The 15378-nt window shown below is 69.6% G+C and carries 13 protein-coding genes and 1 pseudogene; 9 read left to right on the forward strand and 5 right to left on the reverse strand.

The window, feature by feature from the left end:
* Window positions 1–64 precede the first annotated feature (64 nt).
* Both HNR73_RS41365 and HNR73_RS41370 read left to right on the forward strand, forming a co-directional pair.
* Window positions 65–442 (forward strand): annotated as a pseudogene (locus tag HNR73_RS41365) (ATP-binding cassette domain-containing protein); the annotation flags it as partial.
* Window positions 437–940 (forward strand): hypothetical protein, encoded by a 504-nt coding sequence (locus HNR73_RS41370; protein ID WP_505863542.1) that lies wholly within the window; start codon window positions 437–439, stop codon window positions 938–940. The pseudogene HNR73_RS41365 and the gene HNR73_RS41370, both read left to right, overlap by 6 nt.
* 154 nt (window positions 941–1094) lie before the next feature.
* Here the strand turns inward: HNR73_RS41370 and HNR73_RS12940 are convergent, their stop codons facing one another.
* A complete protein-coding gene (locus HNR73_RS12940) occupies window positions 1095–3368 on the reverse strand; it encodes an ATP-binding cassette domain-containing protein (protein WP_184787646.1) in 2274 nt (757 codons plus the stop codon).
* Between the two features lie 63 nt (window positions 3369–3431).
* Between HNR73_RS12940 and HNR73_RS12945 the strand changes: the two genes are divergently transcribed.
* Window positions 3432–4418: a helix-turn-helix transcriptional regulator gene (locus HNR73_RS12945; RefSeq protein ID WP_184787647.1), complete on the forward strand. Its 987-nt coding sequence runs from the start codon at window positions 3432–3434 to the stop codon at window positions 4416–4418.
* On the opposite strand, the gene HNR73_RS12950 is transcribed toward HNR73_RS12945, so the two are convergent.
* The 3 genes from HNR73_RS12950 to nadA all read right to left on the reverse strand — a co-directional run bounded on the left by HNR73_RS12950 (window position 4415) and on the right by nadA (window position 8036).
* Complete coding sequence (locus HNR73_RS12950) at window positions 4415–5080, reverse strand: DUF3043 domain-containing protein (protein ID WP_184787648.1); 666 nt, start codon at window positions 5078–5080, stop codon at window positions 4415–4417. The genes HNR73_RS12945 and HNR73_RS12950 overlap by 4 nt on opposite strands.
* Before the next feature lie 387 nt (window positions 5081–5467).
* Window positions 5468–6799, reverse strand: a complete 1332-nt coding sequence (gene murA, locus HNR73_RS12955; RefSeq protein ID WP_184787649.1) for a UDP-N-acetylglucosamine 1-carboxyvinyltransferase — start codon at window positions 6797–6799, stop codon at window positions 5468–5470.
* A gap of 67 nt (window positions 6800–6866) precedes the next feature.
* On the reverse strand, window positions 6867–8036 hold the full coding sequence (nadA, locus tag HNR73_RS12960; protein ID WP_184787650.1) for a quinolinate synthase NadA: 1170 nt from the start codon (window positions 8034–8036) through the stop codon (window positions 6867–6869).
* Between the two features lie 116 nt (window positions 8037–8152).
* Here nadA and HNR73_RS12965 point away from each other — a divergent pair, with 116 nt between their 5' ends.
* From HNR73_RS12965 to HNR73_RS12975, 3 genes are all read left to right on the forward strand, one after another.
* Window positions 8153–9271 (forward strand): glycerate kinase family protein, encoded by a 1119-nt coding sequence (locus tag HNR73_RS12965; RefSeq protein ID WP_184787651.1) that lies wholly within the window; start codon window positions 8153–8155, stop codon window positions 9269–9271.
* Between the two features lie 109 nt (window positions 9272–9380).
* Window positions 9381–9755: an iron-sulfur cluster insertion protein ErpA gene (erpA, locus tag HNR73_RS39725; RefSeq protein WP_373316628.1), complete on the forward strand. Its 375-nt coding sequence runs from the start codon at window positions 9381–9383 to the stop codon at window positions 9753–9755.
* Between the two features lie 476 nt (window positions 9756–10231).
* Entirely contained in the window at window positions 10232–11209 is a 978-nt protein-coding gene (locus tag HNR73_RS12975) for a carbohydrate kinase family protein (protein WP_184787653.1), read from the forward strand.
* Window positions 11210–11291: 82 nt separating this feature from the next.
* Here the strand turns inward: HNR73_RS12975 and HNR73_RS12980 are convergent, their stop codons facing one another.
* Window positions 11292–11507, reverse strand: a complete 216-nt coding sequence (locus HNR73_RS12980; RefSeq protein WP_184787654.1) for a sulfurtransferase TusA family protein — start codon at window positions 11505–11507, stop codon at window positions 11292–11294.
* A gap of 188 nt (window positions 11508–11695) precedes the next feature.
* Here HNR73_RS12980 and HNR73_RS12985 point away from each other — a divergent pair, with 188 nt between their 5' ends.
* From HNR73_RS12985 to HNR73_RS12995, 3 genes are all read left to right on the forward strand, one after another.
* Complete coding sequence (locus HNR73_RS12985; protein ID WP_184787655.1) at window positions 11696–13333, forward strand: peptide ABC transporter substrate-binding protein; 1638 nt, start codon at window positions 11696–11698, stop codon at window positions 13331–13333.
* A 119-nt stretch (window positions 13334–13452) separates the two neighbouring features.
* Window positions 13453–14460, forward strand: coding sequence for an ABC transporter permease (locus HNR73_RS40695; RefSeq protein ID WP_184787656.1), 1008 nt, complete (start codon window positions 13453–13455; stop codon window positions 14458–14460).
* Entirely contained in the window at window positions 14453–15370 is a 918-nt protein-coding gene (locus HNR73_RS12995; protein ID WP_184787657.1) for an ABC transporter permease, read from the forward strand. Before HNR73_RS40695 ends, HNR73_RS12995 begins: the two co-directional genes overlap by 8 nt.
* Window positions 15371–15378: the final 8 nt, after the last annotated feature.

Raw genomic sequence — 15378 nt, forward strand, 5'->3', positions numbered from 1 at the left:
GCGCAAGGAATTCGTCGTCTACAAGAAGACCGGCCGGCTCAAACGCGAGAAGACGGTCGTCGCGGCCGTCGACGGCGTCGACCTGCGCATCGAGCGCGGCGAGATGCTCGGCTACATCGGCCCGAACGGTGCCGGGAAGTCCACGACCCTCAAGATGCTCACCGGCATCCTGACGCCCTCGGCGGGGGAGGTGCGCGTCTGCGGGCTGGAGCCGGTGCCGCGGCGGATCGCGCTGACCAGGCGCATCGGCGTGGTCTTCGGGCAGCGCTCGGTGCTGTGGTGGGACCTGCCGCTGCGGGAGTCCTTCGACCTGCTGCGGCACGTCTTCCGCGTGCCCGCCGACGAGCACGCCGCCCGGCTGAGGCGCTGCCGGGAGATGCTCGACCTCGACGAGTTCGCCGACACCCCGGTCCGCCAGCTGTCCCTCGGTCAGCGCATGCGCGGAGAACTCACCGCGGCCCTCCTGCACGGCCCGGAGATCCTCTTCCTCGACGAGCCGACCATCGGCCTCGACGTGGTCAGCAAGCAGGCCGTGCGGTCCTTCCTGGCCGAGACCGCCCGGCGCGGGGACACCACGATCGTGCTCACCACCCACGACCTCGCCGACATCGAGCGGCTCTGCAAGCGGCTCGTCGTCATCGACCACGGCCACGTCGTCCACGACGGCACCCTGGACGCCCTGCACCACCGCTACGGCTCACGGCGGCAGGTCGTGGTGGATCTGGAGGACCCCTGGAGCGGAGATCTGGACCTGGGCGGAGCCGTCGGCGAGATCGACGGCGAGGACCCCCGCCGGGTGACGTTCTCGCTGACCAACGGCGCCTCCACGGCCGGGGAGCTCGTCGCGCGCCTGGCGACGACGGTCGGCCTGCGGGACGTGTCGATCGTCGAACCGGACATCGAGGATGTGATCGCGAGGCTGTACGCGACCGCGCGGTGACGGGAGGAGCGCGCGTTTCACGGCGAGCTGAAGCGGCACGCGTTCGAGCGAATCGCGCGCTTCCCCCCATCACCCCAAAGGGGCCCCAAAAATCACGATACGGGCGTGGTGTGACATTTTCTCCGCCGCCTTCACCGGCCGGCCCCGCCGGCCCTCACCCCACCGCCGCCCGCAGGCACTCCCCGGTCACCGAACCCTCCGCCGACAGCAGCTCGCGCGGTGTACCGGTGAACACGATCTCCCCACCGCGCCTCCCGCCGTCCGGCCCGAGGTCGACGATCCAGTCGGCCCGGGCGATCACGTCCAGGTTGTGCTCGATGACCACCACGGTGTTCCCGTCGTCGACGAGCCGGTCGAGCAGCCCCACCAGGCCGTCCACATCGGACATGTGCAGGCCCGTCGTCGGTTCGTCCAGCACGTAGATCGCGCCGTCCTCACGCAGCCGCGTCGCCAGTTTCAGCCGCTGGCGCTCGCCGCCCGACAGGGTCGACACGGACTGGCCGAGGCTCACGTACGACAGGCCCACCTCGACCAGCGCGCCGAAGCCGCGGCTCATCGCCTTCGCGCCCGGCAGGCCTTCGACGAACCCGGCGGCCTCCTCGGCGGTCATGTCGAGCACGTCGGCGATCGACTTCCCGCGCACGGTCATGGCCAGCACCTCGTCGTTGAACCGGCGGCCGCCGCAGGCCTCGCAGGTCGTGCGGACCGGGTCCATGAACGCCAGGTCGGTGTAGATCTCCCCGCGCCCGCCGCACTCGGGGCACGCCCCGGCGGAGTTGAAGCTGAACATGCCCGGCTTCACCCCGTGCTCGTCGGCGAAGACCTTGCGGATCCGGTCCATGGCACCGATGTAGGTCGCCGGGGTCGAGCGCGCCGAGATGCCGATCGAGGACTGGTCGACGATGATCGCCGCGGGATGCGCGGCGGCGAAGACGCCCGAGACGAGGCTGCTCTTGCCCGAACCCGCCACCCCCGTGACCACCGTCAGGACCCCTTCGGGGATCGTCGTGCCGACGCCCTTGAGGTTGTGCAGCCGCGAGGCCGGGACGTCGAGACGCCCCCGTCCCCGCCGCACGCCGTCCTTCACCGACGGCGGCCTGCGCAGCCCCCGGCCCGTCGGCGTGTCGGCCTCGGCGAGCGCCTCGACGGTACCTTCGAACACGATCTCCCCGCCGTGCGTCCCGGCGCCGGGCCCCATGTCGATGACGTGGTCGGCGGTGGTGATGACGTCCCGGTCGTGCTCGACGACCAGCACCGTGTTGCCCTTGTCGCGCAACCGGCGCAGCAGGTCGTTGAGGCGGTGAACGTCGCGCGGGTGGAGCCCGATGCTCGGCTCGTCGAAGATGTAGGTCATCCCGGTCAGGCTGCTGCCCAGGTGCCGCACCGTCTTGAGCCGCTGGCCCTCCCCGCCCGACAGCGACGGCGTTTCCCGGTCGAGGCTCAAATAGCCCAGCCCGATGTCCTCGATCCGCCGCAGCGCGCTCACCGCCCGGGTCGCGATCGGTGTGCCGACCGGGTCGTCGATCCCGGCGAGCACCGTGATCAGCTCACCGACCTCCAGCGCGGCCATCTCGGCGATCCCCAGTCCGGCGACCCGCGTGGCCAGCGCGGCCTTGTTGAGGCGGGCGCCGCCGCATTCCGGGCACACGCCCTCGGTGACGAAGCGCCGGACGGTCTCGCGGGTCTTGTCGCTCAGACTCGACAGATCGCGCTTGAGGTAGAGCCGGTCGAAGTTCTCCGCCAGCCCCCAGTAGGTGTTGTTGTAGGTCGCGTTGGCGCTGCGCCGCTTGACGGTGAAGCCCTTGCCGTACAAGAAGAGCTCCCACTTGTCGGCCGGGAAGTCCCGCAGCGGCAGATCGGGGTCGAACAGGCCCGACTCGGCGTAGTACTGCCAGGCGACCGTGCCCACCGCCATCGGCGGGAAGAGGATCGCGCCGCCGTTGAGCGACTTCGAGGTGTCGACGAGCCTGTCCAGGTCGAGGCGGAACGTCCGGCCGAGCCCGTCGCACTCCGGGCACATCCCGGCCGGGTCGTTGAAGGAGTAGACCGTCGCCTCGCCCGCGCTCGGGCGGCCCACCCGCGAGTACAGCACCCGCAGGATCGAGTAGATGTCGGTCATCGTCCCGACCGTCGAGCGCGCACTGCCGCCGATCGGCCGCTGATCGACCACGATCGCCGGCGAGAGCCGGTCGATGGTGTCGGCCTTGGGCCGCTCGTACTTCGGCAGCCGGTTGCGCACGAACCAGGTGAAGGTCTCGTTGAGCTGCCGCTGCGACTCCACCGCGACCGTGTCGAACACGATCGAGGACTTCCCCGAACCGGACACCCCGGTGAAGACGGTGATCTTCCCCTTGGGGATGTTCAGCGTGAGATCGCGCAGATTGTGCTCCCGCGCGCCGGTGATCCTGATGTCGTCCGTATTTGCCATGTCACCGACCTTAGGCACGAAGCAGGACAGATCCCGTCACCCTTTTGCGGCATGCTGGAATCCATGGAAGCCTCACCGACCGAACGGCTGCTGCGGCTGCTGTCGGTGCTCCAGACCGGCCGCGAGTACACCGGCGTCGAACTCGCCGACCGGCTGGGCGTCAGCATCCGCACGATCCGCCGCGACATCGGGCGCCTGCGCGACCTCGGCTACCCCGTCGACGCCTCGATCGGCGCGATCGGCGGCTACCGGCTCGTCGCGGGAACGGCGATGCCGCCCCTGCTGCTCGACGACGACGAGGCCGTCGCCATCGCCGTCGGACTGCAGACGGCGGCGACCGGGATGGACGAGCCGGCCGCGCGCGCCCTGGCCAAGATCGAGCAGGTCCTCCCCGGGCGCCTGCGCCGCCGGGTGGAGGCCGTCACGGCCGCCACCGAGCCGCTCACCGGGATGCTCCGGGGCGGGAACCCGGTCGCGCCCGCCGTCGACCCGGAAGTCTTCGCCGCGCTCGCCACGGCCTGCCGCCGGGGGCAGCGCCTGCGGTTCACCTACGCCGCGAAGGGCGGCGCCGAACCCGCGCGCAGGCACGCCGACCCGCACCGGCTCGTCAGCGCCGACCGCCGCTGGTACCTCGTCGCCTACGACCTCGACCGGCTCGACTGGCGCACCTTCCGCGCCGACCGCGTCGGCGCCCCCGAAGCGACCGGGGCGCCGGCCACCGAGCGCGAACCGCCAGGCGGGGACGCCGCGACCTTCGTCGCGGAGTCGATCACCGGGATCCGGGCCAGGCACCGTGCGCTCGTCGTGCTGCACACCGGCATCGAGGACGCCCGCGCCCGCCTCCCCGGCGGCACCGGCGTCCTCGAAGAGATCGACGAGCGCAGCTGCCTGCTGACCACCGGCGGCGACGCCCTTGACTGGCTGGCGATGCGCCTGGTCCTGCTGGACGTGCCCCTGGAGGTACGCGAACCGCCCGAGCTCGCCGCTTATATGCGGCGGCTCGGGCGGCGGATGATCGAGGCGGGGTCTTCCCGGTCGGCGCGGACCTAGGCGACCTTGGTGCCGGTCTTGACCTGCGGGCGCGGCATGCGCAGCTTGCGGATCATGATGAAGCGCATGCACACGTACCAGTAGAGGCCGGGCTTCTTCTGGGTGGTGTTCGGGTACTTCTCCTTGACCGCCTTGCCGACCTTGCGGCAGATGATGAAGGCCTCGACCACGAAGGCGAGGAGCATGAAGACCCACAGGCCGGTCGAGACGTTGCGGACCATCGGCGGCATGCCGGGCTGGCTGGTCACCAGGACGACGAGGACGACGAGGAAGAAGAACTGGGAGATGGTGAAGCGGCTGTCGACGATGTCGCGGGCGAGGCGGCGCTCGGGGCCCCGGTCGCGCGGCATGTGGTACTTGTCGTAGGCCGGGTCGCCGCGGTCGAGGCCCTGCTGGATCTCGACGCGGCGGGCGCGCTGTTCGCCTCGCTCCTGCTTCGACTTCTCGCGGCGGCGGGCGGCCGACTCCTTGCGGTTCGTCGGCGGGGGGACGTAGGGCCCGCGCTTGCCGGCGGCGCGTTTGGGCGTCGCGGCGGCCTTGTCGCGGCCCGAACCGCTCGCTTTCTTCGGACCGAGGTCGACGGCCTCGGTCTCTTCGGCGGCCTCGGTCACATCGGCGGTGGCCGCGTCGTCTTTTTCAGCGCGGCGGAACAGGGAAGACACGGCCGCAAGGATAGTCGAGTCGGCGGGCCGCCCGTCGAGGCGTACGGCCCGCCGTTGGTCACAGGTGCTCGTTCACCCGGGTCGGAGGGTGGCGTGGGGGAGGGGGTGGGCCCGGTTGTGCGCCTTTCGGGCGGTTTGGTGCGCGCGGCCGGATTCGGCGAGGTGGCGGGCCGCGACCCTCGCCGTGAGCGAGAGCACGCGTCGTGTCTCACTCACGCCGGGCGGCAAGCCACGGGCCCCGCGAACGGGAGCACGCGTCGCGGCTCCCGCGATCGGGGAACCCGACGTCGCCGAGGCGCCGCGCCGGGAACCCGGCACCGGCGGCGGGCCGAGCCCGATCCCATGCCCCTCGGGCGGTTTCGTTCGCGCCGCTCGAACAGGCACGGCTCAAGGCCGTTCGGTGCGTGCCCCCAGTGCGGCGAGTTTCCCGTCGAAGTCTTCGTACCCTCGCGAGATGTACCTGTCGACGCCGTAGACCCGTGAGGTGCCTTCGGCGGCGAGGGCGGCGATGAGGTGGCTGAATCCGGCTCGCAGGTCGGGGATCTGGAGGTCGGCGGCGTGGAGCTTGCTGGGCCCGGCGATGACGGCCGAGTGCAGGAAGTTCCGCCGGCCCCAGCGGCACGGTGTCCCGCCGAGGCACTCCGAGTACAGCTGGATGTTGGCGCCCATCTGGCGCAGTTCGGTCGTGTACCCGAACCGGCGCTCGTAGACGGTCTCGTGCACGATCGACAGCCCGCGCGCCTGCGTGAGCGCGACGACGAGCGGCTGCTGCCAGTCGGTCATGAGGCCGGGGTGCACGTCGGTCTCCAGCGCGACCGGCTGGAGTTCGCCGCCGGGGTGCCAGAAGCGGATGCCGCCGCCGATGGGGGAGTCGTCGACGGAGAACGCGCCACCGACTGAGCGGTACACGTTGAGGAAGGTCATCATGTCGGCCTGTTTGGCGCCGCGCACGAAGATCTCGCCGTGCGTGGCCAGCGCGGCCGCGCCCCAGCTCGCGGCCTCGATCCGGTCGGGGATCGGCCGGTGCGAGTAGCCGGAGAGTTTCGCCACGCCCTGGATCTCGATGACCCGGTCGGTGTGGACCTTGATGATCGCGCCCATCTTCTGCAGGACGCAGATGAGGTCGACGATCTCCGGCTCGACGGCCGCGTTGCGCAGTTCGGTCACGCCGTCGGCGAGGACGGCGGTGAGCAGCACCTGCTCGGTGGAGCCCACGGAGGGGTACTCCAGCTCGTACTTGATGCCGCGCAGGCCGTTGGGCGCCGACAGGTGCAGCCCGTCGGGGCGCTTGTCGACGACGGCGCCGAACTCGCGCAGCGCCTGGATGTGGAAGTCGATGGGGCGGTCGCCGATCTTGCAGCCGCCCAGGTCGGGGATGAACGCGTGCCCGAGCCGGTGCAGCAGGGGGCCACAGAACAGGATCGGGATGCGACTGGATCCGGCGTGCACGTTGATCTCGTCGACGGCGGCCCGGGTCACGTTCGCCGGGTCCATCACGAGCTCGCCTTCGGGCCCGGTGGACACCTTGACGCCGTGCGCCTCCAGCAGGCCGGTGACGATCTCGACGTCCCGGATCGCCGGGACGTCGTAGAGCGTCGAGGCCGTCTCGCCGAGTACGGCGGCGACCATCGCCTTCGAGACGAGATTCTTCGCGCCGCGGACCTGGATCTCACCGCGGAGCGGGGTTCCGCCGTGGACTACGAGGACGTCTTCACTCAACACTGGCTCCTTAGGCAAACATCCGACAGCGCCAGCAAGCGAGCATAACGGTCAACTCTGGGAACCGTTAGGGCAGCGCCAGCATCTGGTCGAGCGCCACCCTGGCGTAATGTGCCGTGTCACCGTCCACAGTGATCTGATTGGGGACGCGGCCCGCGACCAGCTCTTCGAGCGCCCAGACGAGGTGCGGAAGATCGATGCGGTTCATGGTGGAGCAGTAACAGACCGTACGGTCGAGGAACGTGATGTTCTTGTCGGGGTGCGCCGCAGCGACGCGCCTCACCAGGTTCAGTTCGGTGCCGACCGCCCACGAGGACCCGGCCGGGGCCTCGTCGAGGACTTTGATGATGTATTCGGTCGAACCGACGTAGTCGGCGGCTTCCACGACTTCGTGCTTGCACTCGGGGTGCACGAGGACGTTTACCCCGGGGACCCGTTCCCTAACCTCGTTGACGCAGTCGAGGGTGAAACGCCCGTGCACGGAGCAGTGCCCGCGCCACAGGATGATCTTGGCGTCGCGGAGTTCCTGCTCGCTCAGGCCGCCGTTGGGCTTGTGCGGGTTGTAGAGGACGCAGTCGTCGAGGCTGAAGCCCATCTCGCGCACCACGGTGTTGCGGCCGAGGTGCTGGTCGGGGAGGAAGAACACCTTCTCGCCGCGCGCGTAGGCCCACTCCAGCGCTCGTTTGGCGTTCGACGACGTGCACACCACGCCGCCGTGGCGGCCGACGAAGCCCTTGATGTCGGCGGTGGAGTTCATGTAGGTCACCGGGACGACGTCACCGGCGATGCCCAGGTCGGTGAACTGCTCCCAGGCCTTCTCGACCTGCGTCAGCGCGGCCATGTCGGCCATCGAGCAGCCGGCCGCCAGGTCGGGCAGGACGACCTTCTGGTGCTCCTTGGTGAGGATGTCGGCCGATTCGGCCATGAAGTGCACGCCGCAGAACACGATGTGCTCGGCGTCGGGCCGGGCCGCGGCCTGCTGCGCCAGCTTGAAGGAGTCGCCGGTCACGTCGGCGAACTGGATGACCTCGTCACGCTGGTAGTGGTGGCCGAGGATGAACACCGAGGAGCCGAGCTTCTCCTTGGCCGCCTTCGCGCGGGCGACCAGGTCGGGGTCGCTGGCGGGGGGCAGCTCGCCGGGACAGTCGACGCCCTTCTCCGAGTCCGCGTCGCTGCCGCGGCCGAGCAGCAGCAGCGCGGTGGCGGTCGGGGCGGGCTCGGCCCAGGTTTCGGTCATCGCCGTTCCTCTCCAAGGGCCCCACCATTGGGTAGGGGTGAGGCAACCGCGTTAATGCTGCCACTCGCCTCCGCCCGCCAGGCCGCTACCGTCCGATCACTTGTAGCGTTCCGGCCATGCGCGTGTTGATCTGCCCCGACAAGTTCGCAGGTACCTTGTCCGCCCCACAGGTCGCCGAGGCGATCGCCGAGGGATGGGCCGGTGTCGCCGCTGAGAGCAAGCTCACCCGCCGGCCCCTCGCCGACGGGGGTCCCGGGTTCGTGGAAGTGCTGGCCACGGCACTTGGCGGAACACGCGTACCGGTCGAGACCGTCGACCCGCTCGGGCGGCCGGTCACCGGGGAGGTCCTCGTCGTCGGGGACATCGCCTACGTCGAGAGCGCACAGGCGTGCGGGCTGCACCTGCTGTCGAAGGACGAACGCGACCCCCGCGCCGCGAGTTCCTTCGGGCTCGGCGCGCTGCTGGCCGCCGCGGCCGAGTCGGGCGCGCGGACCGTCGTGGTCGGGCTGGGCGGGTCGGCGACCAACGACGGCGGCGCCGGGATGCTCGCCGCCCTCGGCGCGGTCTCCGTCGACAAGGCCGGGGCCGTGCTGCCGTACGGGGGAGCGGCCCTCGCCGCCTGCGAACGCCTCGACGGGACGGCCGTCCTGCGCGGGGTGCGCCTGGTCGCGGCCACCGACGTCGACAACCCGCTGTGCGGCCTGCACGGCGCCTCCAACGTCTTCGGGCCGCAGAAGGGGGCGAGCCGCGAGGACGTGCTCTCCCTCGACGCGGCCCTCGAACACTTCGCCGGGATCCTCGCCCGCGACGTCCCCGGCTGTCCCCCGGACGTGCGCGACCTGCCCGGCGCGGGCGCGGCCGGCGGCATCGGCGCCGCGCTGTTCGCGCTCGGCGGCACCCGCGAATCGGGCGTCGACCTGGTCCGCTCCGCCACCGGCCTCGACGCCGCCCTCGACGACGCCGACCTCGTCATCACCGGTGAGGGCTCCTTCGACTTCCAGTCCCTGCGTGGCAAGCTCGTGTCGGGCGTCGCCGCCGCCGCCACCGAACGCGGTGTCCCGTGCGTCGTCGTCGCCGGGCAGGTCAGCGTCGGCCGCCGCGAAGCCGCCTCCGCCGGCGTCACCGAGACACACGCCCTGGTCGACCACTTCGGCTCCGTCGAAGAGGCCATGGCCAAACCCGCCGAAGGACTCCGCGCGCTCGCCGCCAGGCTCGCCGCGCAGTGGGATCGGTGACATGACCCACACGGATCCGGCCCCGACCGGCGGAACGGCGCGGGAATGTGGGCACGCCCGGCGTGGTTCGTTACGGTGGGATCTAGCAACCGTCGACAGGGAGCAGCAAGTGACTAGTACAGAGACCACGCCGGAGGCCGCCGAGGCTGCCACGGTCGCCACGGGCGCGAGCCTGACCGACAACGCCGCCGAGAAGGTCAAGAACCTCCTCGCGCAGGAAGAGCGCGACGATCTGCGCCTGCGCGTTGCGGTCCAGCCGGGTGGCTGTTCGGGACTGCGCTACCAGTTGTTCTTCGACGAGCGCTCCCTCGACGGCGACCAGACGACCGCCTACGACGGCTTCGAGCTCGTCGTGGACCGCATGAGCGTCCCGTACCTCATGGGGGCCAGCATCGACTTCGTCGACCGCATCGACGCGCAGGGCTTCACGATCGACAACCCGAACGCCCAGGGCTCCTGCGCGTGCGGAGACTCGTTCCACTAGGCACCGCGTCACGGGTTCCACACGTGCGGCAACGGACCGGAAGGTTCGAGCCGGGCGTGGGGGAGACGTGAGGTTCGGAAGAGCTTTGGAGACCCCGCCCGGGAGGGCGGGGTCTTTTCCTGTGCCCGTGGGGGCGGGACTTTCCGCGCGTGGCCGGTGTCTCGCCGGCGCGGGCGGTCCTCGACGCGGCCAAGCCGAGTGTCGTGCCACACCTCGGCGGCTCACGCGGCTCACGCGGCTCACGCGGCCACAGGTCGCGTCGCGGCGACGCCGCGCCTCTCGGACGCGGGCGGGCTGTCTCGCACGTTCGTCCGGCACTCTGGCACAAACGCCCCGCCCAACCCCGTGCCGTCCCCCACACCCCGGGCCGACACGCTCACCGCTTCACGTGGTCCCCACCGGCGGGCCGCTATATTGTTTCGCGGCCCGGCGGCTCGTGCTCCGGGCGTCCATCGACCTCGCAGGGACCTCTCTTCATGAAGATCGCCGTCACCGGCTCGATCGCCACCGACCACCTCATGCACTTCCCCGGCCGGTTCTCCGGCCAGCTCATCGCCGAGAAGCTGGACAAGGTCTCCCTGTCCTTCCTCGTCGACGACCTGGTGCTGCGACGCGGAGGCATCGCGGCGAACATCTGCTACGGGATGGCCCAGCTCGGACTCAGCCCGGTCCTGGTCGGGGCCGTCGGCGCGGACTTCGACGAATACCGCGCCCACCTGAAGTCCTACGGCGTCGACTGCGACTCGGTGTACGTCAGCGACACCGCCCACACCGCACGCTTCGTCTGCACCACCGACGAGGACATGTGCCAGATCGCGTCCTTCTACGCCGGCGCGATGGCCGAGGCCGGCAACATCGCGCTCGCCCCGATCGTCGAGCGCTCGGCCGGGCTCGACCTGGTCCTGGTGTGCGCCAACGACCCCGCCGCGATGCTGCGCCACAGTGCCGAATGCCGTGAGCTGGGCCTGCGCTTCGCCGCCGACCCCTCGCAGCAGCTCGCCCGCCTCGACGGCGACGGCGTCCGTCAGCTCATCACCGGCGCGGAGTTCCTCCTCACCAACGAGTACGAGAAGGAACTCCTGGAGAGCAAGACGGGCCTGAGCGACGCCGAGGTCCTCGACTTCGTCACGGTCCGCGTCACCACGCTCGGCAAGGACGGCGTCGAGATCACCGGCCGGGGCATGGAGCCCATCCACGTCCCCGTCGCCCGCGAGATCAAGGCCTACGACCCGACCGGCGTCGGCGACGGCTTCCGCGCCGGCTTCTTCTCGGCCCTGTCGTGGGGTCTTCCGCTGCGCCGGGCCGCCGAGATCGGCAGCCTCATGGCGACGCTCGTCCTGGAGACCGTCGGCACGCAGGAGTACACCGTCAGCCGCGAGGACTTCGTCAAGCGCCTCGGCGAGTCCTACGGCCCGGCGAGCGCCGCCGAGGCGGCGGGGTACCTCGGCGTCTGACCGAACCTCCACGGTCCGAAGTGGACCGACGCGCACGGCGCACGGTGACGATCACCGTGCGCCGTGTTCTTTTTCCCGCCGTCTACAGCCGGACGTCGTAGGCCGCGACCCCGTCCACAAGGGACTCGCCGAGGTACTCCTTGCCGCGCATCCGGCACCACGCCGGGATGTCCAGGGCGGCCGCGGGATCGTCGGCCAGAACTCTGACGACCGTCCCGGGCGCGGCATGTCCACTGTGTTTCGCGAGGTCGATGACGGGCAGGGGGCATCGTTTCCCCCTGCAGTCCAGTGTGTCCACGACCCCAACTCTAGTGATCCCACGGTGACACGGCGCTTAACGATCGGGAAGCCACGATCGGGCAGCTCCTCGGTATCAGCTCGGTAACACCTCTTCCAATCTGGAATGGGCTCGGACAGGGTGATGGCACGCACGTGGTCCACATGGAGGCGTGCTATCCGTGCCCACATATACATAGGAGGCTGAGGATGCGCGCCACGCGTGTCATTGCCCTCGCTGTCGCGACGGGGCTCGTGTTGAGCGCCTGTGGCACCAGCGGCGACTCGGGCGAGTCCAAGACCGACGGCACGATCACCCTCTCCATGGGTACCGACCCCGGTCACACCCTTCCCCCGGACGGCACCGAGTCCGTCAGTTCGACTCTGATCAACATGGTCTACGACGGTCTCTTCGATTACGACACGTCGGGCAAGTTGGTCCCCGTCATCGCCGAGGCCGTGCCGACGAGCACCGACAACATCCACTGGACCATCAAGATCAAGTCCGGTCTGAAGTTCCAGAACGGCGAGGCGGTCGACGCCGAGTCCTTCGTTCGCGCGTGGAACTACGGCGCCTACGGCCCCAACGCCATGGGCGGCAACAGCTTCTACAGCCGCATCAAGGGCGCCGCCGACATGGTGTCGGAAGACCCCGACGGCCCGGACGGCCCGAAGACGGCCCCGGAGCCGAAGGCCAAGGAGCTCACCGGCCTGAAGGCGACCGACGCCACCACCATCGACATCGAGCTTGAGAAGGCCTTCTCCGGCTTCCCGACCATGCTCGGCTACCTGGTCTTCTTCCCGATGGCCAAGGCCTGCCTCGACGCGGTCGACGCGTGCAAGGAGAAGCCGATCGGCAACGGCCCGTTCCAGCTCAAGACCTGGGACAAGGGTGTCGCGCTGACGATCGAGCGCTGGGAGGACTACGCCGGCACCAAGCCCGCGTACAAGACCCTGACCTGGAAGATCTTCCCCGACGGCGCGCCGACCTTCCCCGACTTCGAGGCCGGTCAGCTCGACATGGAAGCCGTCCCGGAGGAGAACTACCAGAGCGCCAAGGGAACCTACGGCGACCGCATGCTGGAGGTGCCGACCCCGTCGCTGAGCTACATCGGCTTCCCGCTGTACGACGACTTCTACAAGCAGAAGGAAGTCCGCCAGGCGCTGTCCCTCGCGGTCGACCGTGACCTGCTCAACGAAGCCCTCTACCAGGGCCGTTACACCCCGGCGACCTCCTTCTCGCCGCCCGGGATCATCCCCGGCGCGATCGCCGACACCTGCGGTTACTGCAAGCTCGACGTGGACAAGGCCAAGGAGCTCCTGGCGAAGCTGCCCGGTGGCGGATGGCCCGAGGGCAAGAAGCTGAAGCTGTGGATCAACACGGCCGCCTCGGGTGCCAACGAGAAGTGGGTCAAGGCCTTCGGTGACCAGGTCAAGCAGAACCTCGGCATCGACTACGAGTACGAGCTCGTCGAGTGGAACGCCTACCTGGCCAAGACCCAGGCGCACGAGGTCGACGGCCCCTACCGTCTCGGCTGGAGCCCCGACTACGCCCTCATCGAGAACTACCTGACCCCCGTCTGGGGCGGCGGCGCGGCCAACAACCGCTCCGGCTACGAGAACCCGGAGTTCACGGCGGCTCTGGAGGCCGGCGACACCGCGCCGACCCTGGACGAGGCCATCCTGAAGTACCAGGAGGCCGAGAAGATCCTCGGTGAGGACATGCCGGGCATCCCGATGTTCTACAGCACGACCGCCACGGTGGTCGGTGAGCGCCTCGACCTCGACAGCGTGGTCATCAACCCGGTCCTCGGTGGTGCCGACCTGCGTCTGCTGAAGCTCAAGTAACAGCGCGCGTCAGCTCGACCAGTCCGGACTGAACACGACGGTGGCCGGCGGAGTTACACCCCGCCGGCCACCGTTTCGCCGGTCCACCTCATTGGGCCAGCCCTGGAGAGGAGCGATCTGTGGGGCGCTACATCATCCGCCGGCTGCTGCAGGCGGTACTGACCTTGTTCTTGGCACTGTTCCTCCTGCATTACCTGACAACCTTGTCGATCCAGATCAACGGCAACCCGGCCTACGCCTTCTTCGGGGCCCAGATCACGCCGACCCCGGCGCAGCTGCAGACCGTCTCGGAGCTCTACCACACCGATCACCCGTGTCTGACGCAGCCGGGAAACCCCTGCTTCGGCAACTTCTTCGACACGATGAAGCGCTACGCCGAGGGCGACTTCGGCAAGGACCTGCGCTTCCGTCCGGTGACCGAGCTCGTCGCCGAGCGCGTCCCGAACACCTTGCGGATATTCGCGGTCTCCACGACCGTCTGGGCCCTGGCCGGGATCGGGCTGGGCATGGTCGCGGCGATGCGCCGCGAGAAGTTCATGGACTACTTCATCCGCCTCGGCACGATCGTGTTCGGCGCGGTCCCCATCTTCCTGGTGGTCCTCGGCCTGAAGTACGTGGCCGGCGTCTGGTTCGGGGGGTGGTTGCGCGAGAATCTCGGTGAGGAGAACGCGCTCTCGATAATCTTCCTGCCCTCCTTCGACGATCAGCATCCCTGGTTGACGATCCTCGTCCCGGGTGTCGCGCTGTCGGTCATCGGAGCGGCGGGCATCGCCCGCCTCATGCGGACGAGCATGCTGGAGAACCTGCGCGCCGACTTCGTCCGCACGGCGAAGGCGAAAGGGCTCAAACCCGGCCGCGTGATGCTCGCCCACACCCTGCGGAACTCCCTGATCCCGGTGATCACGCTGATCGGCCTCTCCTTCGGCGGCGCGCTCGGCGGCGCCGTCATCACCGAGGGCCTGTGGAACGTGCGCGGGGTCGGGCAGCTCGTGTTCAACGCCGTGCGGCAGAACGACACCCCGATCGTCATCGCGGTCGTGACGATGCTCGTCATCACGTTCCTGTTGTTCAGCCTGCTGGTCGACCTCCTCTACGCCGTACTCGACCCGAGGATCCGCTATGAGTGACACCACCGAACTCATCCGCGCGGCCACGGCGCCCAGCAGCCCACCGCCGCCGGACAAGGTCCGCAGCCTGTGGAGCGACGCCTTCCACGTGCTGCGCAAGCGGCCCGTCGTCATCGCCTCGACGGTGATCATCGTGGCGATGATCGCCATCGCGGCCTTCCCCGGCCTGTTCACCTCCGAGGACCCCGAGGACTGCCGGCTGGAACGCTTCTTCGGCAGCCCCAGCGCCGGCCACTGGTTCGGTTTCGACCAGTTCGGCTGCGACTACTGGTCGATGACGATGTACGGCGCCCGTCCGTCCATCGTGGTCGGTCTGGTGACCACCGTGCTCATCGTGGTCGTCGGCGGCGTGCTCGGCGCGATCGCGGGCTACTACGGCGGGATCTGGGACACCCTCGTCTCGCGCGTCATCGACGTCTTCAACGCGATCCCCTTCGTGCTCGGCGCGATCCTGATCCTGGCGATCTGGCGCTCCGCCGGGGACACGGTGTGGCCGACGATCCTGGCGCTGGCGGTGTTCGGCTGGCCGGTCACCGCGCGGATGCTGCGCGCGAGTTTCATCGAGGCGCGCGGTCTCGACTACGTGCACGCGGCCCGGTCGCTCGGCGCCTCCGACCGCCGCCTGATGTTCCGCCACATCTTCCCCAACGCCATGGCCCCGATGATGAGCGGCGTGCCGCTGATGATCGGCGGGCTCATCGAGGCGGAGGCGACCCTGTCGTTCCTCGGTCTCGGCCTCAAGCCGCCCGCCGTGACGTGGGGCAGCATGATCTCCAACAACGTCGCCACGCTGATCTCGGGCCATCCGCTGCTGCTGATCGCGCCCGCCACCTTCCTGCTGGCCACCACGATCTCCTTCGCGCTGCTCGGCGACGCGATCCGTGACGCCCTCGACCCGAAGCTGAGGTGACCGTGGCC

It is taken from the genome of Phytomonospora endophytica, from assembly GCF_014202425.1.
Classification (GTDB): Bacteria; Actinomycetota; Actinomycetes; order Mycobacteriales; family Micromonosporaceae; genus Phytomonospora; species Phytomonospora endophytica.

Coding starts and splice junctions, on each gene's coding strand:
- HNR73_RS41370 (WP_505863542.1), top strand. CDS start 437: ATGCGCGGAGAACTCACCGCGGCCCTCCTGCACGGCCCGGAGATCCTC.
- HNR73_RS12940 (WP_184787646.1), bottom strand. CDS start 3,368: ATGGCAAATACGGACGACATCAGGATCACCGGCGCGCGGGAGCACAAT.
- HNR73_RS12945 (WP_184787647.1), top strand. CDS start 3,432: ATGGAAGCCTCACCGACCGAACGGCTGCTGCGGCTGCTGTCGGTGCTC.
- nadA (WP_184787650.1), bottom strand. CDS start 8,036: ATGACCGAAACCTGGGCCGAGCCCGCCCCGACCGCCACCGCGCTGCTG.
- HNR73_RS12965 (WP_184787651.1), top strand. CDS start 8,153: ATGCGCGTGTTGATCTGCCCCGACAAGTTCGCAGGTACCTTGTCCGCC.
- HNR73_RS12975 (WP_184787653.1), top strand. CDS start 10,232: ATGAAGATCGCCGTCACCGGCTCGATCGCCACCGACCACCTCATGCAC.
- HNR73_RS12985 (WP_184787655.1), top strand. CDS start 11,696: ATGCGCGCCACGCGTGTCATTGCCCTCGCTGTCGCGACGGGGCTCGTG.
- HNR73_RS12995 (WP_184787657.1), top strand. CDS start 14,453: ATGAGTGACACCACCGAACTCATCCGCGCGGCCACGGCGCCCAGCAGC.